Raw genomic sequence first — 21,997 nt, forward strand, 5'->3', positions numbered from 1 at the left:
GCTGGTTGGCCGGGCGTCCGCCGCGATACAGATGGGGGCATGAGCGACGACGGGGGAGTCCCTCACGGGGGCGACGAGCCGACGAGTTTCGGTCTGCAACCACCTGCACGGGCGGCGCGAGGCGGACAGCCGGGCGCCGTGGCCCCGCACCCGCCGGCCCCGGACCCGCACCTGGGTGCCACGGTGCCGGACGTGCCGCCGGCGGCCCTGGTCCCGGACCCCAGGAGCGCCGTGCCGGACCCGCGGCCGGGCGCCCCGGTGCCGGAGCGGCGGGCGGAGGGCCCGGTCGCCGTGCCGTACCCGGGCAATCCGTACGCCACGCCCGCCCGGACCGTCGCGGACCCGCCGGGGGCTCCCGCGCCGGTGTCCCCGGAGGAGCCGGGGACGGGCCGGCTCATCGCCGGGCGCTATCGGCTGCTCGCCAAGCTGGGGCACGGCGGCATGGGCACGGTGTGGCGGGCCAGGGACGAGACCGTGGACCGCGAGGTCGCCGTCAAGGAACCGCGTGTCCCGGACCATCTTCCCGAGCGTGAACGGGCCACCGCGTACGAGCGGATGCGGCGCGAGGCCCGAGCCGCGGCCCGGCTCGACCATCCCGCCGTGGTGAACGTCCACGACGTCGCCGTCGTGGACGGACAGCCCTGGATCGTCATGGAGCTGGTGCGGGGCCGTTCGCTCGGCGACGCCCTCAGGGAGGGCACCCTCGGCGCCCGCGAGACCGCGCGCATCGGCCTGGAGGTCCTCGGCGCCCTGGAGGCGGCGCACGCGGCGGGCGTCCTGCACCGTGACGTCAAGCCCGACAACGTGCTCCTCGGCCCGCACGACCGTGTCGTGCTCACCGACTTCGGCATCGCCAGCATCGAGGGCGAGACGAACCTGACGGACACCGGCGGCTTCGTCGGCTCACCCGAGTACATCGCCCCGGAGCGGGTGCTTGGTGTGCGCCCGGGCCCCGCCTCCGACCTCTGGTCGCTCGGCGTGGTGCTCTACGCGGCCACCGAGGGCGTCTCGCCGTTCCGGCGCAGCAACACGCCCGCCACGCTCCAGTCGGTCCTCAACGCGACACCGGCGGCGCCCGCCTCGGCGGGTGCCCCGCTCACGGAGGCCATCAACGGCCTGCTCGCCAAGGAACCGTCCCACCGTCCCGCGGCGGCCGAGGTCCGGCGCCTCCTGGAGGAGGCCGTACGGCCGCCCGTCCTCGCGCCGACGCAGGTCACTCGGATGGAGGGCATCGCCGGCCCGGACGGCACCCCGGCGTCCGGCGGCGGGGGCATTCGTATCGGCCGCAGGACCCTGATCGGCCTCGCGGCGGCGGTCGCCACGGTGGTCGCGGCGGCCGGGGCGACGGCGTACGTGGTGATCGCGGACCCGTTCGCCGGTCCGCTGCCGGACGGCTGGAAGAAGCGGCACGTGGCCGATGTCGCCGCGACGCTGGCGGTGCCCGCCGAGTACCAGGAGGGGACACCGGACCGGGCGTCGGACAAGGGGCACTGGGTCACGTACACCGACTGGAGCGGAAGCATCTGGATCGGGCTGAGCCTCGCCCTGAAGTCCGAGGACACCAGCAAGGTGATCAAGGACTCCGCCAGAGCCGAGATGTACGCGGACGACGGTGCGTTCAAGGCGAGCGGCGCCTACGAGCTGAACATGCCGGCGGGGCCGCGGACGAAGCCGGACGCGAGGGCGACGTACCGGGGCCGGGAGTCCGCCGAGAACACGGTGACCTACAAGACCGACGACAGCCGGCTTCCCCGCCCCCGAGAGGTGCGGCTCTTCTACTTCAAGTCGAAGGCCGGGGACATGTACAAGCTCACGATCAGCTATCCGGGCGACGGCGACTTCACCGCGCGGGGCCGCGAGGTCGCCGACGCGGCGATCGCGAACCTGGACCTCGACAAACCCTGAGAATCGATCGACGGGTGATCGTCGGACCGACAACGCCCTGATCAGCGCATTTACTGCCAGTGATCACTGGCAGCGTGTGAGCACTCCGTGAAAGGCCATTACCGACGGGTACCCAAAGGGAGCGAGTGGGCATACCCTGCGGCTCATGACGGACTCGCAGGCCGCGGAGCAGGCCACGGAAAGCACCGGCGCCGATGAGACGGCCGGTACCGACACGGTGGCCGGCGCGGCCGCCGCGACCGACGCGGACCTGACGTCCGCCGCCGCGAGCACCGCGGCGGCCGACGCGGACCTCGCGACCGCCGCTTCGGCCGCCGCGACCGGCGTCACGGCCCACGCGGCGGGCGCCGACGAGACGCCCGCCGTCGCCGAGAAGGCCGCCGCTGCGGCCGAGACCGCCGTCGTGGACGGGGTCGCCGCTACGGACGAGACCGTTGTCGCGGACGAGGCCCCGGCTGCCGGCGCGACCGCGGCCCCCGTCGCCCTCGGCACCAACCCCCTCGCTTCCGCCCCGGCCGGCGTCCGTACCGCCGCCGACGTGGTCACCCCCGAGCTCGTCGCGCAGCTCACCAAGGGAGTGACCGGGTCCGGGCGGACCGCCAACCACTCGCCGTTCACCGGCGAGAAGCTCGCCGACGTGCCCGAGTCCACCCCCGCGGACGTCGAGAAGGCCTTCGAGCGGGCCCGTGCCGCCCAGGGCGCCTGGGAGGCCACTCCGGTCCGGCGCCGCGCCGCCGTCCTGCTCCGCTTCCACGACCTCGTGCTCGCCCGGCAGGCCGAGGTCCTGGACCTCATCCAGCTGGAGACCGGCAAGACCCGGCTGCACGCCCACGAAGAGGTCCAGGCCGTCCTGATCGCCGCGCGGCACTACGGACTCAAGGCGCCCTCCTATCTGCGTCCCAAGCGGCACGCGGGCGCGATGCCGACCCTCACCAAGGTCACCGAGCTGCGCCACCCGCGCGGTGTCGTCGGGCAGATCGCGCCCTGGAACTACCCGCTGGAGCTGTCGGTCGGCGACGCGCTGCCGGCGTTCGTCGCGGGCAACGCGGTCGTCATGAAGCCCGACACCGAGACCTGCCTGACCGCCCTGTGGGCGCGTGACCTGCTGATCGAGGCGGGACTGCCCGCCGAGGTCTTCCAGGTCGTCATCGGCGACGGACCGGTCGTCGGACCCGAGGTCGTCCGGCACGCCGACTACGTCTCCTTCACGGGGTCGACCCGCACCGGCCGTGAGGTCGCCCAGGGCGCGGCCGCCCGTCTCGTCGGCGTCTCCCTCGAACTCGGCGGCAAGAACGCCATGGTGGTCCTGGAGGACGCCGACCTCGACAAGGCCGCCGCCGGCGCCGTCCGGGCCTGCTTCTCCTCCGCCGGCCAACTCTGCATCTCCATCGAGCGGTTGTACGTCCACGAGTCCATAGCCGACGCGTTCACGGAGCGGTTCGCCGCCCGGACCCGGGCCATGCGGCTCGGCACGTCCCTCGCGTACGGGGCGGACATGGGCTCGCTGGTCGGCGAGCGCCAGCTCGAGACCGTGACCCGGCACGTCGAGGAAGCCGTCGCCAAGGGGGCCAGGGTCGTCGCCGGCGGTGTCGCCCGGCCCGACGTGGGCCCGTACTTCTACGAGCCCACCATCCTCGACGGAGTGGAGGCGCCGATGGCCGTCTGCGCCGAGGAGACGTTCGGCCCCGTCGTCTCCCTCTACCGCTTCACGACCGAGGACGAGGTCGTCGAGCGCGCCAACTCCACCTCGTACGGCCTCAACTCCTCCGTCTGGACGAAGGACGGCCGGCGCGGTCGGGCGCTCGCGGCCCGGCTGCGCACCGGAACGGTGAACGTCAACGAGGGCTACGCGCCCGCGTACGGCAGTGTCCAGTCGCCGATGGGCGGCATGAAGGACTCCGGCCTCGGCCGCCGGCACGGCTCCGAGGGCATCCTCAAGTACACCGAGGCGCAGACCGTCGCCCACCAGCGGCTGCTGCCGATGGCGCCGTCCCTCGGCATGGACGACGAGAAGTACGCGGCGTTCATGAGCCGGAGCCTGAAGGTCATGAAGGCTCTCCGGCTGCGGTAACCCCCGTTCTCGAACGGATCCCCAACGGTTCTCGACGGTATTCGACGGTTCTGAACGGTCTCGACGGTCTCAACGAGGAGAGCGGCACGTGTCACAGGAGAGCTCTGTCCAGGAACAGCCGGACGAGGAGACGTACGACTACGACGTCGTCGTCGTGGGATCCGGTTTCGGCGGCTCCGTCACCGCCCTGCGGCTGACGGAGAAGGGGTACCGCGTCGGTGTCCTCGAAGCCGGCCGGCGCTTCACTCGCGACACGCTCCCCAAGAACTCCTGGGACATCAAGAACTACCTCTGGGCCCCGAGGCTCGGCATGTACGGCATCCAGCGCATCCATCTGCTGGGCAATGTGATGGTGCTCGCCGGCGCGGGCGTGGGCGGCGGTTCGCTCAACTACGCCAACACCCTCTACGTACCGCCGAAGGCCTTCTTCGAGGACCCCCAGTGGAAGGACATCACCGACTGGGAGGAGGAGTTGACGCCGTACTACGACCAGGCCAAGCGGATGCTGGGTGTGCGGCTCAACCCGACCACGACCCCGTCGGACGTCCACCTCAAGGCCGCCGCGGAGCGCATGGGGGTCGGCGACACCTTCCACATGGCCCCGGTCGGCGTCTTCTTCGGCGACGGACAGGACGCGGACGGCTCCGCCGGGGCGAAGCCCGGTGACGAGGTCGCCGACCCGTACTTCGGCGGCGTCGGGCCCTCCCGCAAGGCCTGCACCGAGTGCGGCGAGTGCATGACCGGCTGCCGTCACGGCGCCAAGAACACCCTCAACGAGAACTATCTGCACCTCGCCGAGAAGGCGGGTGCCGTCGTCCATCCCATGACGACGGTCGTGTCCGTCACCGACGACTCGCGCGGCGGCTACGCCGTCCAGACCCTCCCGACCGACAACCGGCGCAAGGGCCAGGGGCGGACGTTCACGGCGCGCCGGGTCGTTCTCGCGGCCGGCACCTACGGCACCCAGACGCTGCTGCACCGCATGAAGGCCGGCGGTCAGCTCCCTCATCTGTCGAAGAGGCTCGGCGAGCTGACCCGCACCAACTCCGAGGCGCTGGTGGGCGCGCAGACCGACGACCGCCGCTACCGCAAGGCGCACGGCACGAAGGCCGACTTCACCCGGGGCGTGGCCATCACCTCCTCGATCCACCCGGACGCGGACACCCACATCGAACCCGTCCGCTACGGCAAGGGCTCCAACGCGATGGGCGGCATGTCCATCCTCCAAGTCCCCTATGCCGAGGGCTCGTCGAGGGTGGCCGGCTGGTTCGTCAACGCGGTCCGGCATCCGCTGCTGGTGATGCGCTCGCTCTCCAACCGCCGCTGGTCCGAACGCACCATCATCGGGCTGGTGATGCAGTCCCTCGACAACTCCCTGACGACGTACCTCAAGCCGAAGGGCGCTGGCAAGGGACTGTTGACGGCACGTCAGGGACATGGTGCGCCCAACCCCAAGCAGATCAAGGCCGCTTCGCGGGCCGCCTCCGTCCTCGCCGAGGAGATCAACGGCTTCCCGGGCAGCAACGTCGGCGAGCTGATGGGCACCCCGCTCACCGCGCACTTCCTCGGCGGCTGTCCGATCGGCGCCGGTGCCGAGGAGGGCGTCATCGACCCCTACCACCGACTCCACGGCCACCCGGGCATCTCCGTCGTCGACGGCGCCGCGGTCTCCGCGAACCTCGGGGTCAACCCGTCGCTCACCATCACCGCGCAGGCCGAGCGGGCCATGTCGTTCTGGCCCAACAAGGGCGAGGCCGATCCGCGTCCGGCGCCGGGAGCCTCGTACGAGCGTCTCAAGGCGGTGGAGCCGCACCGTCCCGCCGTTCCCGCGGACGCCTTCGGCGCACTGCGGCTGCCGTTCCTGGGCATGCCGGCGATGCCTCCGAAGCCGTAGCCCCGGCCGCCCCGGCCGCGAAGTCCCGTACGGCGAGGCCCCGTACGACCCGTCAGCGAAGGCCCGTACGACACCCGTACAGCGAAAAGAAGGACCTGCGCCCCCCTCCGAGCGCAGGTCCTTCTTCTCGTACGTGACCGACGCGAGCGTCGGCCGTGTCGGCTTGCGGTGCTACGCGTTCGCGCCGGCCTTGCGGCGACGGACGACGACCAGCGCACCGGCACCGGCGACGACGGCGATACCGCCGGCGAGGCCGATCATCGGCAGCGCGGAGCTGGAGCCCGTCTCGGCGAGGCTTCCGTCGACCGCGGGCGTGTTGCTCTTGTCGGCGGGCTTGTCCGAGACCGGAACCTTGCCGCCGCCCTGGGGCTTGGTGCCGTCGGTGTCCGTGCCGGCCGCGACGATCTGGAACTTGTAGGCGACGTCGCCGAAGCCGGTGCACTCCGCGTCGGCGTCGCCGTAGATGCTGGCGCCCAGCGAGAAGCCGGCGCCGACCGGGGCGCTGGACTTCACGTTGATGCGGAGCGGGATGTCGACCTCGTAGTCGGGCTTGAGCTCGTCGGTGTAGCCGACGAAGCCGACCGCGTACCCGCCGTCGTCGACGTCCTCCCAGACCTTGTCGTCCGGGTTGTACGCCTGGAGCTGGACCTGCTTGCTCTTGAACATGTCCTCGCCGTTCTTGTCGGGCGAGGCGCCCGCGAAGAAGCCGAGGTCACTCAGGGTGGAGTCCGAGTTGTTCAGGACGTCCAGGGAGAACTTGTGCCATCCGCTGCCCGCCGCGATCTTGCCGGGCAGGCCGTTGATGGAGACCTGGACCTTGGAGTCCGAGCAGTCGGAGGGCTCGGGCTCGGGGGACTCCGACTCGGATTCGGAGGCGCTCGGCGCGGGCGACGACGCCGAGGAGGAGCCGCTCGGGGCCGGAGCGGACTCGGACTCGGACGTGGAGGCGGACGCGGAGGCCGACGCCTCGCCGGTCGCCCCGGGCGCCGACTCGCTCGCGCTCGGCGACGCCGACTCGCTCGGGGACTCGGACACACTCGCACTCGGGGACGGGCTTTCTTCCGCGAACGCGGCCGGCGCTACCGACAGCAGCGCGAGCGGTGCTATGACAGCCGTCGCGGCCGCAGTGGCCATGGCACGGCGAAGCTTCATGAAGACCTCGGTGATCCAGTGCGCCGTGAACTCGCGGCGCGATTATGGAGTTTGTGGGTGGCCGGCCGCGTGTGGGCGCGGATGTGACCGTTGGTTCTGCAGGTGAGACCGGCGAGGTCTGAGAATGGTTGTCCTGGATCTGACGAGATTCTTATGTGTGCTGGGTCACATCCATGTGTGGCTTGCGCACGCCCGTTCGAGACACTTAGAAAGAGCTTCGTGTCTGATCAACAGCCCGGGGAATCCGGGGAGCCGACGGTTCCTGACGACGTGTGGGAACGCTTCGCGCGCGACAGCGAGCGCGACATCCGCGCCTCGGCACCCAAGGAGCCGTCCGCCCGGGCGCGCATGGTGACGGAACGGCTGCGCCTTCAGGACGAGCGGGAGGCCGCGCGGAACTCCCGCCGGACCGCCCGCAAGGAGTCGCGTCCGGCCGCGCCGCCCGAGGGCTGGCGGACGGGTCCCGCCTGGCGCGAGACGGACGGGCGTGCCGCCCGGCGCCGCAGACTGTGGGCGATCCTCGGGGTCCCGCTCGCCGTAGCCGTGGCCGTCGTCGCGATGAAGCCGTCCCTGCTGCCCGGCGACCTCTTCGGCACCTCGTCCGCGTCCTCTTCCGCGTCGGCCGGCCCCGAACTGCCCGCCGAGACCGCCGCCCCGACCGCGCCGCCCTCCGCCGCGGCCTCGCGGACACCCACCAGGCAGAGGCCGTTCGCCGGGTCACCCGCCGAGCGCTGGGCCGACGGCGCCGACGCCGTCGTCGTCCCGGAGGCCAAGGCGGTCGGCTCCCTCACGAAGGCGCAGGTGGCCACCGCGCTGCGGCAGACCAAGAACCTGCTCGTCGGAGCCAACCTCGACCGGGCGACCCTGCGCGGCGAGCGTCCGAAGGCGGCCATCGCCGTCCTCGACGCCAAACAGCCCCACATGATCGACGACATCGAGCGCAAGCTGAGCGCGCCGGAGAAGAAGCACGATCCGGTGACCCTGTTCAGCCGTTTCGACCCCCGCGAGGTGAGCCTGGTCGGGCAGGTGGTCAAGGTGCGCGGCCGGATCACGTTCAAGGAGGGCGAGAACGGGTCCCTGGCCATCCACACCGACTACACCTTCGTCTATCCGGTGTCCCCGGCGGACGGCGACAAGGACGAGGTGACCCGCACCATCGTGCGCCGCGTCATCGACGTCACCTTCCTGAACCCGGCGAAGTACCAGGTCACACCTGGCAAAGTGATGATCGGTCACTATGACGAGACCATCGGCAACTCCGCCTGCGACGTCTACGACGGCTTCCTGCACCCGCAGTTCGACTCGGCCGCCTCACCCACCGGCGCGACGCCGACCGGACCGGCCATGGACCCGTACGACCGCAGCCGTGACCTCGAGACCTCCCGCACGGCCGGATGCGGCACGCTGTCCCGTACCTGATGTGCCGCCGTCGGACGGCCCCGGGCGTCCCCGGGGCCGTCCGTTCTCTTGAGTGACCGGGCTGCTGTCCCCTGCCGTCCGGTCACACGACCTGGAGCGAGGTCCCACGACGCACGGCACGATCCGTACGTCTCATCGCTCCAGTGAAGCCACGCGTGGTTCTTTCGGGCCCGCCCCTGGCTGACACGGACACCAGAAGAAACGAAGTCCGCGGTACCGCGGATACGCGCCGTACGGGTGAGAGGGAATGCGTACGTGCGTACGCCGGGTGCGGGTCTCAGATCCGGCCGCGGCACAGTTCGAGCAGGATCATGGCCAGCGAGGTGCCCGGCTTGCCGAGCGCGTCCCGGTAGTGGCCGAGGATCTCCATCTCGCGGGAGAGGTTCACCCGGCGGCCGCCGGACGTGATCCGCGCCTCCTGGATCACGGCCGAGACGGCCATCCGTTCCTGCACGAGACCGATGATCCGGTCGTCGAGGGCGTCGATGCGTTCACGGGCACCGGTGATCACGTCGGCGGCCTCGTCGGTGCGGGCGCCGGTCTTGTCGAGTACGTCGGCCATGGTGGGGCTCCTCGATGGAAGGGGTGCCCCGGAGCGACCCGGCCCGGAAACGGCAGACGCCCCGGGCCTTGTCGGCCCGGGGCGCCTGGGAAGTCGCTTGTCAGTTGCTCAAGCAGCACGACCATGGCAGCCGGTGGGCCGGTTGCCATAGGTAAACAGGAAGGTCGTGTGCGTGAGCATGACGGCAGTATGCACGTCCGCGGCGGCGCCGGCCAAGACGGTTCGGATGGTGAGACCCGGCATCCGGAACCCCGTGGGCGCCGGGCCCCCGCGGCCCCCGGAACCCCGCGGGCGCCAGGCCCACCCCGGCCCCCGGTAGAATCGGCCGTACACACCCTTTTGCTCACCGCCGGAAGGCAGACCGTGCCAGAAGCGTCCCCCGCCGCCACCGACACCGTCCTGGTCGTCGACTTCGGTGCGCAGTACGCCCAGCTCATCGCCCGTCGAGTCCGTGAGGCCCGGGTCTACAGCGAGATCGTGCCGAGCACCATGCCGGTCCAGGAGATGCTCGCCAAGAACCCGGCCGCGATCATCCTCTCCGGCGGCCCCTCGTCGGTCTACGCGGAGGGCGCCCCGCGCCTGGACCGCGAGCTCTTCGAGGCGGGCGTCCCCGTCTTCGGCATGTGCTACGGCTTCCAGCTCATGGCCACGACCCTCGGCGGCACGGTCGACAACACCGGCGCCCGCGAGTACGGCCGTACGCCGCTGCACGTCTCGAAGTCCGGCTCCACCCTGTTCGAGGGCACCCCGGACGAGCAGCCGGTGTGGATGTCGCACGGCGACGCCTGCTCCGCCGCCCCCGAGGGCTTCACCGTCACCGCCTCCACGGACGTCGTCCCGGTCGCCGCCTTCGAGAACGACGAGAAGAAGCTCTACGGCGTCCAGTACCACCCCGAGGTCATGCACTCCACGCACGGCCAGCAGGTCCTGGAGCACTTCCTGTACCGCGGCGCGGGTCTCACCCCGTCCTGGACCACCGGCAACGTCATCGACGAGCAGGTCGCCCTGATCCGCGAGCAGGTCGGCACCAAGCGTGCGATCTGCGGTCTGTCCGGCGGAGTGGACTCGGCGGTCGCCGCGGCCCTCGTGCAGAAGGCCATCGGCTCCCAGCTCACCTGTGTGTACGTCGACCACGGTCTGATGCGCCAGGGCGAGACCGAGCAGGTCGAGAAGGACTTCGTCGCCGCGACCGGCGTGCAGCTGAAGGTCGTGGACGCGGAGGAGCGCTTCCTCACCGCGCTCAAGGGCGTCTCGGACCCCGAGGAGAAGCGGAAGATCATCGGGCGCGAGTTCATCCGCGTCTTCGAGCAGGCCCAGGCGGAGATCATCGCCGAGGCCGCCGAGGGCGAGGACGTCGCGTTCCTGGTCCAGGGCACGCTCTACCCGGACGTGGTCGAGTCCGGCGGCGGCACCGGCACCGCGAACATCAAGTCCCACCACAACGTGGGCGGCCTCCCCGAGGACCTGGAGTTCCAGCTCGTCGAACCGTTGCGCAAGCTGTTCAAGGACGAGGTCCGGATGGTCGGCCAGGAGCTCGGCCTGCCCGAGGAGATCGTCCAGCGCCAGCCGTTCCCCGGCCCCGGCCTCGGCATCCGGATCGTCGGCGAGGTGACCAAGGAGCGTCTCGACCTGCTCCGCCAGGCCGACGCCATCGCCCGCGAGGAGCTGACCGCCGCCGGTCTCGACCGGGACATCTGGCAGTGCCCGGTCGTCCTGCTCGCCGACGTGCGCAGCGTGGGCGTCCAGGGCGACGGCCGGACCTACGGCCACCCGATCGTGCTCCGCCCGGTGTCCAGCGAGGACGCCATGACGGCCGACTGGTCGCGGCTGCCCTACGAGGTCCTGGCGAAGATCTCGACCCGCATCACGAACGAGGTCGCGGACGTCAACCGCGTCGTGCTCGACGTGACGAGCAAGCCCCCGGGCACCATCGAGTGGGAGTAGTCCTCCCACGGCCGGGAGTGACCCTCCCGCCTCAGGTCCGCTTGAGCGTGCGCACCGGCACGCCGGGCTTCCAGACCTGGACGACGAGATACGTCTCGTCCTCGACATAGGTCCGTGTGACCTCCGTCAGCTCGGTGCGGAAGAGGTGGAACGGCTCCGGCGGTTCCACCTCTTTCACGTACGCGGCCTTGGCGGGGACACCGTCGCCCACCTCGACCGCCCGCCCGCTGATCCGTACGTCGCCGCCGCCCATGTCCGTGCCGGCCCCCGGGTTCGCCTGGAGCGCGAAGCGTGGGTCGCGGCGCAGGTCGAGCGTCTTGAGGGAGTCCGGCATCATGCCGAGCCACAGCTCGCCGTCGAGGAAGCGCACCTCGATGCCGGAGGTGCGGGGCGAGCCGTCCTTGCGGAGGGTCGCGAGGACATGGTGGGTGAAGGCGCCGAAACGCTGTTCGACGGTGCCGGCGAACGCCGGTTCGGCGGTGGAGAGTGCTGCCCAGTTCATGCAGCGAGTCTGACGCGCATACCCGACATCTTCTGTCGGGTATGGCCTGTGTTCCTCGGCGTTCCACATTTTTTCTCTCACGGAACACCCCTGTTCTCCTGCGCTGACCCCGGGTAACTTCCGCTCGTACCGAACACGCCAGTGCTGGAGGACATATGCACGGGCCCACTCCGCGGCTGCCCCGCCCCACCGACCAGCTCCGCTTCGCCATGCCGCCGATGCACGAATCGCTGGACGACGAACGGCGGCACCGCAAGGAACGGCTGGCCGGCGCGCTGCGGCTGTTCGGACGGCTCGGTTTCGAGGACGGCGTCTCCGGACACATCACGGCACGCGACCCGGAGTACAGCGACTGCTTCTGGGTCAACCCGTTCGGCATGCCCTTCAAACACGTCACCGTCGGCGACCTGGTCATGGCCAACCAGGAGGGCCAGGTGATCGAGGGCCGCTACCACGTGAACCAGGCCGCGTTCACCGTGCACTCCCAGGTCCACGCGGCCCGCCCCGACGTCGTCGCCGTCGCCCACTGCCACTCCGTGCACGGCCGCGCCCTCGCCGCCCTCGGCGACCTGCTCGACCCGATCACCCAGGAGAGCTGCGCCTTCTACGAGGACCACGCACTCTACGACGCCTACTCCGGGGTCGCCGTCGACGCCGAGGAGGGCCGCAGGATCGCGTCCGCGCTGGGCACCCGCAAGGCGCTGGTGCTGCGCAACCACGGGCTGCTGACCGTCGGGGACTCGGTGGACGCGGCGGCCTGGTGGTTCCTGTCCATGGAACGCTCCAGCCAGGTCCAGCTCACCGCGAAGGCCGCCGGCCGGCCTCTCGTCATCGACCACAAGCAGGCGGTCGCCACCCGCGAACAACTCGGCGGGGACCTGGTGGCGTGGATCAACTACCAGCCCCTGTGGCAGGACATCAGCCGCAGCGAGCCCGATCTGCTCAGCTAGGACGACGGATCTGGTCCGGTTTCCCCGTGCGTCCGCCGGAACAGCGGGGCATCGGGTCAACGAGCGGTCACTCGCCTCACCCCCGCCGACCCGACCTGAGGCGTGCGTGGGGTGCCGAGTACGGCACAATTCGCTTTCGTCACAAGAGAGTTGTCGGGTGGGGGCGCGGCAGCCGGATGTTCGTGACATTCCGGCTCTACGGAGTGTGTTCTGGCGCGGGAAGGCGGCAGTGGGCGTGGCGGTGCAGGAGGCGAGACACGGTGCGGGGCACGGTGCCGGGCCGGGGTCCGGGTCGGGCACCGGGCGGAGCGGTGGCTCCGCCGGAGGCCCGGGTGGCGGGCCGGTCGGTGAGCCGGGTGGGGGCCCCGGCGGACATGAGGGCGGCTGTACGTGCGGGGACTGTCCGCACGGGGCGCGTACGGGGCACCGGCGGGCCGTCGCCGCGTTCCTCGCCAAGCGCGACGCGCTGGCGTCCGGGCAGGGGCTGCCCGCCGGTGTCGCGCACTCCGCCTCCGCGTCCCGGCAGTGGGTGTCCGACGAACTCACCCAGTCCGCCGACCTCGTCGCCGAACGCGGGCGACTCGAGGGCGAGGCGTGGCTGACCCGGTTGTGGCGGTACACCGCGTACACCGTCTGGGCCTCCGTCGTCGTCCTCCTGCTCGTGCAGGCGCTCACCGCGATCGGGGCCGGCTGGACGGCGGCGCGGACGGCGGGGCTGCTCGCCGCTGTCGTGCTGGCCGGGCTGCTGACCGGGGCGGCCTGGCTGCACCGGGCGCGGGGCGGGGCCGTCGCGCCGGTCATCGGCGAGGACAACCGGCTCTCCACCTCCCGGGCGGTGGCCGCCGGTTGGGTGCTGCTCGTGGTGTACGCGGTGCTCGTTCTGGTGGGTCAACTCGTCGCGGCCTCCGCGCCCGGCCGCCGGGACGAACTCATCGCCGGGTTCGAACTCGCCCGGGCCTCCGGGGTGGTGACCGTGGTCGCCGTGGTCTGCGGGGTCGCCGTGCTCGTGCGACGGGTGGTCGGGCTGAGGGTGCTGGGGCAGCGGCTCCAGAAGGTCCGCGCCGACCGGCCGCGGGCGGCCGATCTGCTCACCGACGACTCGGGGCGGGGTGGCTTCGCCGACATCCAGTACGTCGTGATCAGCGGGGTCGCTCTCGTCTTCGCGGCGGTGCGGCTGGCTCGGCGGCCGTCGCAGTTGCCCGATCTTCCGTGGGGGCTGGCCCTGTTGGTGCTGGTGTCGGCCGCTACCTATCTCGCCGGGAAGTACGCCGAGGGCGGGCGGCCGGTGATCCTCTCCGTGGTCCGGTCCCGTGAGGCGGGCGATCTGGACGCGCCGATCCGGACCGGGGACGACATCGAGATCCGGGGTGCCGGGTTCGTGCCGCCCGGGGCGCAGAGCGCGGACCGGTTGTCGCGGATGGTCGTGCGGATCGGGGCGGTGCATGTGCATGTGCCGTTGGTGCCGGTGTCCGGGGGGTTCAGCAATCCCACGGACGCGGTGCTGACGGTGCCTGTGCCGGTGGATGTGGAGCCGGGGCGGGTGGAGGTGCAGGTGGTGACGGCGGCGGGAGTCGAGACGAACCGGTACGAGATCGATGTGACGGACTGATCCGGTGCGGTTCCCGTCCGGTGGGTGGGTCGGGGCCGTGCCGGTGCATCAGCCCGTCGCCGTTGGACGGAGATGTGCCCGTCGGTGGCGACGGGCATCGATGTACCGGCACGTCCCCTCACGCCGGATGCCGACTGCGGGTGCGGGATCCAGACGGTCACAGCCCCGGCCGGGGCAAATTTCAGCCCCGCCGGGGAAGTTCCAACCCCGGCCCGAGCAAATTTCAGGCCCGGCCGGGGAAAGTTCCAGCCGCTGGGGCAAGTTTCAGCGCCGGCCGGGGAAAGTTTCAGCCCCTCCGGCGTTTGAGGAGCGGGGTCTGGGGCGGAGCCTCCAGGGTGGCGTCCGTCCCTCCGGCCCGCCTTTTCGGGTGCCGGGGAAAATTCCAGCCCCTCCGGCGATTGAGGAGCGGGGGCTGGGGCGGAGCCCCGGGTTCGGGTCGGGTAGGGGCGGAGGGGGCGAAGGAAGGTTTTGGGGTGGGTGGGCGAGGTGGGGTGAGGGGGGTATCCCGAGAGATGAGGCCGGGAAAAGGTTCCGTCGGCTGAGTCGGGGAACCGATTCGTACGTATGGTCTGTTGAGTGGTCAACGGCACGCGGGTGAGAGGTGGCGGAGAACGATGACTCACGGTACGCGGACGGATACTCACACCCAGTATCTGGGGGAACGACGGGACTGGCGGGAGACCGCGACCCACTACGCCCTGTTGCCACTCCGGATCTTCCTGGGCGTCACCTTCATCTACGCCGGCCTCGACAAACTCACGGACAGCGCCTTCATGAAGGCCTCCGGCTCCGGCTCGATCGGCGACATGATGCGCACGGTGCGTGATTCCTCCGCGATACCGGCCCTCGTCGACCTGTCCCTGAAGAACCCCGTCGGCTTCGGCTACGCCATCGCGTTCGGCGAACTCGCCGTCGGGATCGGCATCCTGATCGGCCTGTTCGCCCGCCTCGCCGCGCTCGGCGGCGCCCTCATCTCGCTCAGCCTGTGGCTGACGGTGAGCTGGGCCTCGGACCCGTACTACTACGGCAACGACCTCCCGTACCTGTTCTGCTGGACGCCGCTGGTGCTGGCCGGCGCGTCCTACTGGTCGGTGGACGCCGTGATCAAACGCCGCCGGCAGCAACGGACCGGCTACTGAGCCCGAGGGGCTGATCGGCGGGCCGGCACGAAGTCCCGCGGGTGGAGCGGGACTTCAGGTGCGGCTCCGGCCCCCCCGGCGTCTGCGGACGGCGTGGTTCACGGAGGCCACGGCGCCCGCCAGGCAGAGGCCGACCACGACGACGGGGATGATGGCGAACCACTCGGTGTCCCACCATCCGCCCGCGTCGCCGGCGTAGACGATGCCCCCGGCGGTGAGGAACAGGCCCGCCACGAGCTTGCCGGGCTGGAACTCATGACGAGGCACGGGCCACCTCCGCCTGGCCGACGCCGACCTGGAGGTCGAGGTCGAAGATGCCGCCGTCCTTGCCGCCCGTCGCCGGCGGCAGGATCACCCGCTTGTGCTTGCCCGGTTCCACGTCCACGTCCTTCTTGTCATCGCCCGGAAGCTGGATGTCCCCGACGCCCACCTCGACCGTCAGCCGCACGGTCGCGTCCTTGGGGACGATCACCTTCAGCCGGCCCGCGCCCACCTCGGCGTTCGTCTTCACCGTCTGCCCCTTGGCGAGGTCGACCCCGCTGAGATCGAGGGTGCCCACTCCCGTGCCCAGGTCGTAGCCCGGCCGTACGTCGGCCGCGGTCGCCGGGGTCCAGTACGTCCGTACCCAGTGCGTGCCGATGTCCTTCGGCAGGGCCGCGGAGGCCGCGAGGAGACCGGCCGTGATCACCGCGAGGAAGACCGTTCCCGCGCCCGTGCGCCCGCGGAACGAGCTCACGGCGATGCCCAGGCCGAACACGACGAGCGCGGTGGCCAGTCCGGCCTGAAGGCTGGTGCCGAGCGCCTGGTCGTGCCAGTTCAGGCTGGTGGTGAGGCCGCCCGCGAGGAGCGCGAGCAGGAAGACGCGGCCGCCTATCGGGCGGGGGCCGCGCTGTCCGCGCTCCCGTTCCGTCCGCGGGGAGGGGCGGGAGGTGCCGCGGGCGATGTTGAGCGCGGCGGCGACATCGCGGTCCCGGGTCTCCACGGGACCCCACATGTAGCCGGTGCCGCCGACGTGCGAACCGTCCTTCACGATCGGGTCGCGCCACCACGAGGGATAGGAGTCGGGGGCCGGCGGGGCCTTCGCCTCCGGCGGGGCGTCGGCGGCGGCCTGCGCGGCCAGCGGGTCGGGGTCGGCGGCGCCGCGGTTCTGCGACCAGTAGCCCGCGCCCGCCAGCAGCAGGGACAGGACGACGGCGAACGTCAGCACGCTGCCGTTCCTGAGCATGGACAGGAACACTCCGCAGCCGACCAGCGCGAAGAGCACGGCGGTCAGCGCGGGACCGTCGACCCGGCCGGTGAGCAGCTTGCGGACCTCGTTCTCCTCTTCGTCGTCGTACGGGACGAAGAGCCACGCGAAGCCGTAGAAGATGAGGCCGATGCCGCCGGTCGCGGCGAGCACCGCGAGCACGATACGGAAGATCACCGGGTCCATGTCGCACTGCCGGCCGAGCCCGGCGCACACCCCGCCGAGCATCTTCTGCCGGCGGTCGCGCCGGAACCTGCGCGGCACCTCGGGGGAGGCGTCGGTGTCCGCCGACCGTGCCGCGGCCGCTTCCCCGTGAGCACGCGGCTCGTCACCGGGAGCGGCGCCGGGCTCCGGCTCCGCCGCCGCGTGCTGCTGATCTGTCATGCGTCCATGGTGACGGGCGGGACGGCGCGGCGGGAGTCGGGACGACCCTGGCCGAACCCTGATATCCGCCCGGAAGGGGAGGGCGGGGACTGTTCGAAGGCCGGTTCTCGAAGATCAGGGGAGTATCCGGGGCCGACCCTGATGCTCCGGTCCGCCGGGCGTGTGAACATCGATGGCATGCCGGAAGCCGCAGTCCTGCCCACCGACGACCCGCGGCCCCCGCGCAAGCTCTACCGGAGCAGCGACGGACGCTGGCTCGGGGGAGTGGCGCGAGGGCTCGCCGGGCATCTCGGGCTGCCCGTGGTCTGGGTGCGGCTGGTGTTCGTCGGACTGTTCATGGCGGACGGGCTGGGCGCGCTGCTGTACGCCGCGTTCTGGTTCTTCGTGCCGCTCGGCGTCGGCGGTGTCGGCTCCGGCCGTACCCCGGCGTTCACCACCGAGACCTCGCCCGACGGCCGGCGCAGACTGGTGGCCCGCAAGCCGGACAAGGGCCAGATCGTCGCCCTCCTCCTCATGGTCGTCGTGGCCATGGTCTTCGTCGGCAACGTGAACCTCGGCGGCGGCACGAAGGCGTACCTGTGGCCGACGGTCCTCGTCGGCGCGGGTGTCGCCCTGGTCTGGCGCCAGGCGGACAACGCGCGGCGGGCCCGCTGGGCGGAGGTCGGCCGCCGCCGCCGCACGCTCACGCTGCTGAGGTCCGCGGCGGGCGTACTCCTCGTCACTGCCGGCGTCTCCGGGATCTTCGTCCTCCAGGGCTCCGCGGCCCACCTCGGCTCGGTGCTCCAGGCGGCGCTCGCGGTCCTCGTCGGCATCGCGCTGCTCGCCGGCCCCTATCTGATCCGGATGACCCAGGACCTCTCCGAGGAGCGCCTGATGCGCATCCGCGCGCAGGAGCGGGCCGAAGTCGCCGCCCACGTCCACGACTCCGTGCTGCACACCCTCACCCTGATCCAGCGCAACGCGGAGAACGCGAACGAGGTGCGCCGCCTGGCCCGGGCCCAGGAGCGCGATCTGCGGGCCTGGCTCTACAAACCGGACGGCAGCGGCAAGGACGAGGACGAGGAGCCCGCCACCCTCGCCGAGGCGGTCCGTGGCCACGCCGCCGAGGTCGAGGACAAGCACGGCGTCCCCATCGAGGTCGTCGTCGTGGGCGACTGCCCGCTCGACGACCGGCTGACCGCACAGATGCAGGCGGCGAGGGAAGCGATGGTGAACGCGGCCAAGTACGGTGGCGAGGGCGGCGCCGTGCAGGTCTACGCCGAAGTCGAGGGCAGGACGGTCTTCGTGTCCGTCCGCGACCGCGGCCCAGGCTTCGACCTCGACGCGATACCCGCCGACCGCATGGGCGTCAGAGAATCGATCATCGGCCGCATGGAGCGCAACGGCGGCACGGCGCGACTGCGCGCGGTGCCGGACGGCGGCACGGAGGTCGAGCTGGAGATGGAGAGGGCGGAGAAAACGTCATGAGCGACACGAACGAGCCTGTGGAGTCCGGCGGTTCGGCCGCGGAGACCTCCGGTGCCACCGCGTCCGCGGGCGCCGACGCCGAGGGCGGGCGCCGGGTGCGCGTGGTGCTCGTCGACGACCACCGCATGTTCCGTACGGGGGTCCAGGCCGAGATCGGGGAGACCGCGCGGACCGGCGTCGAGGTGGTCGGCGAGGCCGCGGACGTCGATCAGGCGGTCACGGTCATCACGGCCACCCGCCCCGAGGTCGTCCTCCTCGACGTCCACCTTCCCGGCGGCGGCGGTGTCGAAGTACTGCGCCGCTGCGCCCCGTTGATGGCCGACGCCGAGCGGCCGGTGCGTTTCCTCGCGCTGTCCGTGTCGGACGCCGCGGAGGACGTGATCGGTGTGATACGCGGCGGCGCCCGGGGGTACGTGACCAAGACGATCACCGGCACGGATCTCGTGGACTCCGTCTTCCGCGTCCAGGACGGCGACGCGGTCTTCTCCCCGCGCCTCGCCGGATTCGTCCTCGACGCCTTCGCCTCCACCGACGCCCCGCCCGTCGACGAGGACATGGACCGTCTCACCCAGCGCGAGCGCGAGGTCCTGCGCCTCATCGCCCGGGGGTACGCGTACAAGGAGATCGCCAAGCAGCTCTTCATCTCCGTCAAGACGGTCGAGTCGCACGTCTCGGCGGTCCTGCGCAAGCTCCAGCTCTCCAACCGCCACGAGCTGACCCGCTGGGCGACGGCGCGACGACTGGTCTGACACCGGGGTTCAGGCGACCCGGGTGGCCCCGGCGAAGGGCATCTCGCTGATCGGGGCCACCCGTACGGGCGCCGACGGATTCGGGGCGTGGATCATCTGGCCGTTGCCGATGTAGATGCCCACGTGGGTGATGCCCGCGTAGAAGAACACCAGGTCGCCGGGCTGGAGTTCGGAGAGCGTGACCCGTCGGCCGGCGTTGATCTGGGAATAGGTCGTGCGGGGCAGGGAGACGCCCGCGGAACGGTAGGCGGCCTGGGCGAGCCCGGAACAGTCGAAGGCGTTGGGCCCGGTGGCGCCCCAGACGTAGGGGCTGCCGAGCTTCGCGTAGGCGTAGGCGACGGCGGCCGCCGCCCGGGAGTTGGGTGCCGCGGTGCCCGCTCCGGCGGCACCGGACGCGTCGGACGTGCCGGACGACCCGACCGGTGCGGGGTCGCGCGAAGCGTCGCGCGACACGTGCTGCTGGTCGTTCGCGCCGCCTCGCTCCGCGTACCGCGTGCGCTGCTCCGGAGTGAGGCGGTCCAGCAGCCGGCGTGCCGCGGTGAGCTTCTCGTTGACGGTCTTCTTGTGCTGCTTCAGCTCGGTCTGGCGGGACTTGAGCCTGGCCAGTTCGATGTTCGCCGCTCCGCGCAACTGCTCGAGCTCGCGGAGCTGTTTGCGTACCCCGGCGATCTCCGCCGACTGCCGGGTGCCGACCCGCTCGGCGAGGGCGGCCCCGTCGAGATACTGATCGGGGTGGTCGGAGAGCGCGAGCTGCACCACGGGGTCGAGCCCACCGCTGCGGTACTGCGCCGCCGCCATCGAACCCAGCGCGTCCCTGGCCGAGTTGAGCCGCTCCTCCCGGCGGGCCGCCTCGTCGCGGAGCTTGCTCAGCCTCGCCTCCGCCTGGCCGGCCTTCTCCTTGGCGCCGTCGTACTTCTGGGTGGCGGCCTCCGCCTCCTCGTACAGCTTGTCGACCCTGGCCTTCACCTGTGCCGGGGAGAGCTGGGGGTCGGCGTGTCCGACCCCGTCGAAGCCGGTGGCCGTCGCCGCGCCCGCGAGGGCGATGGTGACCGCTGTGCGGGCCGTGTTTCCGCCGACCGAACGCTGTCTGGCCTTGCGGTGCGCTGCCACGAGGGCCCACATCCTTCCGTGCGACCGTCCTTGAGGGGCGGTCAAGCGGTGACACGTCCGGCGGCGGCGCACACAGGGGGAGCGGTGCCGCCGCCGGACCTTCTCGGCGGTGGTGTCCGACTGCCGTCCCTGGCCCGGACGGTGGTGGGGAGCCGGTCACCTGGTGGAGGACGCTAAACCTGAGAGTGTGCCGTTGGTAACGCTATGTACGGAACTATCGCGATTGGATCGACGAGCGACCAAATGTGGCCAAGATCCTGTCTGTGCGGCACCGACTTGACGCAGGGTCATGACCGAATCGGTGAATCACGGACACTTCGCGTGATGTCGGTGCTATGGGTGACACGCGACGGTCCGGTGGAGGGAGAGTGGAGGAAGGGGCGGCCGGGTCGGGAGGGGCCCGGTCGGCGGGGGCGTCAGGGGGTGCGATTAGGCTCCGGCCCCATGGGCGTACTCATCCACCTCTTCGTCGGCCTGCACATCATCGGCATCGCCGCGCTCCTCGGCGGCTTCCTCACACAGATGAAGGCGATGGGCAACGGCACCGCCCGCTTCGTCCCGGCGATGCTGCACGGCGCGCTGACCATGCTGGTGACCGGAGTCGCCCTGGTCGGGCTCAACCAGGCCGACGGCGGCACGGTCAACACCGTCAAGATCGGCGTGAAGCTGGCCCTGCTGATCGTGATCCTCGGGCTCGTCTATGCGCAGCGGGACGAGGAGACGGTGGACAAGCGCCTCTTCGGCCTGGTCGGACTGCTGACCGTCACGAACATCTTCATCGCCGTCCTGTGGACCTGACCGGCGCGCACACCGCCCTGCGCCGGACCTGACCGGCGGCCTCCCTTCCGTGACGTCCCGTGACGCGCGGACCGGACAGCCGCGTCATCCCCGTACCTCGGATCTGAAGGCGAGAGCGGTGCCCGCGACCGCCAGGAGCCACGCCGCCACCGCGATCCACAGCAGCACCTGTCCGGTCCCCTTGAGCCAGAAGACGTCGAGGGCGGCCGAGACCGCGAGGGTCGCCACCGCCGACATCCCCATCGGGAAGACGGACGACCAGCGCCGTACGTCGTACCGCGGGCGCGGCCACACCACCTCCGCGACGGCCAGCAGGAAGTAGCAGGCGAGGTCCAGGACGAGCAGCGCGCCGGTCGTGGCGCGCAGGACGCCCTGGTCGTCGTTGTTCCACAGATACGGATTCACGTCGTGCGCCACGACGAGTCCCGCTCCGGCCAGCGCCGAGATGCCCAGCGCGCCGGCCGCGATCCAGTGGTCCCCCGCGCCCTTCCTCACCTCCCGCGGGTCGAAGTTCGCGAGCGAGAGGACGTACAGCGCGATCCCCACCCAGAACAGCGTCATCGCGGCATGCGCGAGCCAGTCCGAGCCCACCTCGCCGGCGATCGTCGAGCCGAGGACCGAGAGCCCCTGCGTGGCCACGCAGACGAGGAACACCTCTCCCGCCATGCGGCGCCGCCAGTGCCGCAGGACGCTCAGCAGCAGGACCGGCCAGAGCACGGCCGACAGCGCGAGCAGGATCTCGGCGAGCGTCTGCCACCCCAGTGTGGAGAACCTGGTACCGAGCACGGTGGTCGCCGCGACCGCGTCGAGCCCGGCGGGAGTGCCGGCCCGTCGCGCCCATTGCGCCCGGTCGCCCACCAGCCGGGCGAGGAAGTCCGAGGCGAGACCGACCCAGGCGAGCGACGCGAGGAACAGCGCGATCCGGGACAGGACCTCGTAGCCGGTCAGGTGCAGCCCGATCGAGAGGATGCCGGTGGCCATGACGGCGGCCCCGGCGGCGGGCGCCCACCCCGCCCACCAGGAGCGGAGCGGAATGGTGTCCGTCATGTCCGGTGTCTCTGGCATGCGTCGATGCTAGGGACCCGCGGAGCGGTTG

The 21,997-nt window shown here is 71.4% G+C and carries 18 protein-coding genes; 11 read left to right on the plus strand and 7 right to left on the minus strand.

Annotated elements, in window-relative coordinates; genetic code table 11:
• Positions 1 to 39 precede the first annotated feature (39 nt).
• From ACIQ7M_RS14550 to ACIQ7M_RS14560, 3 genes are all read left to right on the plus strand, one after another.
• The gene (locus ACIQ7M_RS14550) at positions 40 to 1,905 is read left to right on the plus strand and encodes a serine/threonine-protein kinase (RefSeq protein WP_403643674.1); all 1,866 of its coding nucleotides are present in this window, start codon (positions 40 to 42) and stop codon (positions 1,903 to 1,905) included.
• Between the two features lie 145 nt (positions 1,906 to 2,050).
• Complete coding sequence (locus ACIQ7M_RS14555) at positions 2,051 to 3,976, plus strand: succinic semialdehyde dehydrogenase (RefSeq protein ID WP_403643677.1); 1,926 nt, start codon at positions 2,051 to 2,053, stop codon at positions 3,974 to 3,976.
• 88 nt (positions 3,977 to 4,064) lie between these two features.
• Positions 4,065 to 5,870 carry a GMC family oxidoreductase gene (locus ACIQ7M_RS14560; protein WP_355765788.1) on the plus strand — a complete coding sequence of 602 codons (1,806 nt, stop codon included), beginning with the start codon at positions 4,065 to 4,067 and terminating at the stop codon, positions 5,868 to 5,870.
• Between the two features lie 171 nt (positions 5,871 to 6,041).
• On the opposite strand, the gene ACIQ7M_RS14565 is transcribed toward ACIQ7M_RS14560, so the two are convergent.
• Positions 6,042 to 7,022 (minus strand): LAETG motif-containing sortase-dependent surface protein, encoded by a 981-nt coding sequence (locus ACIQ7M_RS14565; RefSeq protein ID WP_403643680.1) that lies wholly within the window; start codon positions 7,020 to 7,022, stop codon positions 6,042 to 6,044.
• Between the two features lie 219 nt (positions 7,023 to 7,241).
• On the opposite strand from ACIQ7M_RS14565, the gene ACIQ7M_RS14570 reads away from it, so the two are divergent.
• Positions 7,242 to 8,441, plus strand: a complete 1,200-nt coding sequence (locus ACIQ7M_RS14570; protein ID WP_403643683.1) for a hypothetical protein — start codon at positions 7,242 to 7,244, stop codon at positions 8,439 to 8,441.
• A 277-nt stretch (positions 8,442 to 8,718) separates the two neighbouring features.
• Here the strand turns inward: ACIQ7M_RS14570 and ACIQ7M_RS14575 are convergent, their stop codons facing one another.
• Positions 8,719 to 9,003 carry a chorismate mutase gene (locus ACIQ7M_RS14575; protein WP_326785978.1) on the minus strand — a complete coding sequence of 95 codons (285 nt, stop codon included), beginning with the start codon at positions 9,001 to 9,003 and terminating at the stop codon, positions 8,719 to 8,721.
• Positions 9,004 to 9,366: 363 nt separating this feature from the next.
• Here ACIQ7M_RS14575 and guaA point away from each other — a divergent pair, with 363 nt between their 5' ends.
• Entirely contained in the window at positions 9,367 to 10,947 is a 1,581-nt protein-coding gene (guaA, locus tag ACIQ7M_RS14580) for a glutamine-hydrolyzing GMP synthase (protein WP_355765780.1), read from the plus strand.
• 31 nt (positions 10,948 to 10,978) lie between these two features.
• On the opposite strand, the gene ACIQ7M_RS14585 is transcribed toward guaA, so the two are convergent.
• Positions 10,979 to 11,449: a pyridoxamine 5'-phosphate oxidase family protein gene (locus ACIQ7M_RS14585; RefSeq protein WP_403643686.1), complete on the minus strand. Its 471-nt coding sequence runs from the start codon at positions 11,447 to 11,449 to the stop codon at positions 10,979 to 10,981.
• 155 nt (positions 11,450 to 11,604) lie between these two features.
• Here ACIQ7M_RS14585 and ACIQ7M_RS14590 point away from each other — a divergent pair, with 155 nt between their 5' ends.
• The 3 genes from ACIQ7M_RS14590 (at position 11,605) to ACIQ7M_RS14600 (ending at position 15,147) form a co-directional block, all read left to right on the plus strand.
• A complete protein-coding gene (locus tag ACIQ7M_RS14590; protein ID WP_403643689.1) occupies positions 11,605 to 12,399 on the plus strand; it encodes a class II aldolase/adducin family protein in 795 nt (264 codons plus the stop codon).
• 235 nt (positions 12,400 to 12,634) lie between these two features.
• Positions 12,635 to 14,008 (plus strand): hypothetical protein, encoded by a 1,374-nt coding sequence (locus ACIQ7M_RS14595; protein WP_403643692.1) that lies wholly within the window; start codon positions 12,635 to 12,637, stop codon positions 14,006 to 14,008.
• 614 nt (positions 14,009 to 14,622) lie between these two features.
• Positions 14,623 to 15,147, plus strand: a complete 525-nt coding sequence (locus tag ACIQ7M_RS14600; RefSeq protein ID WP_355766697.1) for a DoxX family protein — start codon at positions 14,623 to 14,625, stop codon at positions 15,145 to 15,147.
• Positions 15,148 to 15,201: 54 nt separating this feature from the next.
• Here the strand turns inward: ACIQ7M_RS14600 and ACIQ7M_RS14605 are convergent, their stop codons facing one another.
• Together ACIQ7M_RS14605 and ACIQ7M_RS14610 are read right to left on the minus strand one after the other, a co-directional pair.
• A complete protein-coding gene (locus ACIQ7M_RS14605; RefSeq protein ID WP_403643695.1) occupies positions 15,202 to 15,414 on the minus strand; it encodes a hypothetical protein in 213 nt (70 codons plus the stop codon).
• Positions 15,401 to 16,777 (minus strand): PspC domain-containing protein, encoded by a 1,377-nt coding sequence (locus ACIQ7M_RS14610; protein ID WP_403643698.1) that lies wholly within the window; start codon positions 16,775 to 16,777, stop codon positions 15,401 to 15,403. The genes ACIQ7M_RS14605 and ACIQ7M_RS14610 overlap by 14 nt, the downstream gene beginning before the upstream one ends.
• 177 nt (positions 16,778 to 16,954) lie before the next feature.
• Between ACIQ7M_RS14610 and ACIQ7M_RS14615 the strand changes: the two genes are divergently transcribed.
• Complete coding sequence (locus tag ACIQ7M_RS14615; RefSeq protein WP_355766706.1) at positions 16,955 to 18,244, plus strand: PspC domain-containing protein; 1,290 nt, start codon at positions 16,955 to 16,957, stop codon at positions 18,242 to 18,244.
• The gene (locus ACIQ7M_RS14620) at positions 18,241 to 18,993 is read left to right on the plus strand and encodes a response regulator transcription factor (protein ID WP_355766709.1); all 753 of its coding nucleotides are present in this window, start codon (positions 18,241 to 18,243) and stop codon (positions 18,991 to 18,993) included. Before ACIQ7M_RS14615 ends, ACIQ7M_RS14620 begins: the two co-directional genes overlap by 4 nt.
• Before the next feature lie 9 nt (positions 18,994 to 19,002).
• Here the strand turns inward: ACIQ7M_RS14620 and ACIQ7M_RS14625 are convergent, their stop codons facing one another.
• A complete protein-coding gene (locus ACIQ7M_RS14625; protein WP_355766712.1) occupies positions 19,003 to 20,103 on the minus strand; it encodes an NlpC/P60 family protein in 1,101 nt (366 codons plus the stop codon).
• Positions 20,104 to 20,547: 444 nt separating this feature from the next.
• On the opposite strand from ACIQ7M_RS14625, the gene ACIQ7M_RS14630 reads away from it, so the two are divergent.
• Complete coding sequence (locus ACIQ7M_RS14630) at positions 20,548 to 20,901, plus strand: hypothetical protein (RefSeq protein WP_403643703.1); 354 nt, start codon at positions 20,548 to 20,550, stop codon at positions 20,899 to 20,901.
• 84 nt (positions 20,902 to 20,985) lie between these two features.
• Here ACIQ7M_RS14630 and ACIQ7M_RS14635 read toward each other — a convergent pair whose 3' ends face one another.
• Complete coding sequence (locus tag ACIQ7M_RS14635) at positions 20,986 to 21,966, minus strand: tellurite resistance/C4-dicarboxylate transporter family protein (RefSeq protein ID WP_355766718.1); 981 nt, start codon at positions 21,964 to 21,966, stop codon at positions 20,986 to 20,988.
• Between the last annotated feature and the right edge of the window lie 31 nt (positions 21,967 to 21,997).

The organism is Streptomyces sp. NPDC096324, assembly GCF_044763015.1.
GTDB lineage: Bacteria > Actinomycetota > Actinomycetes > Streptomycetales > Streptomycetaceae > Streptomyces.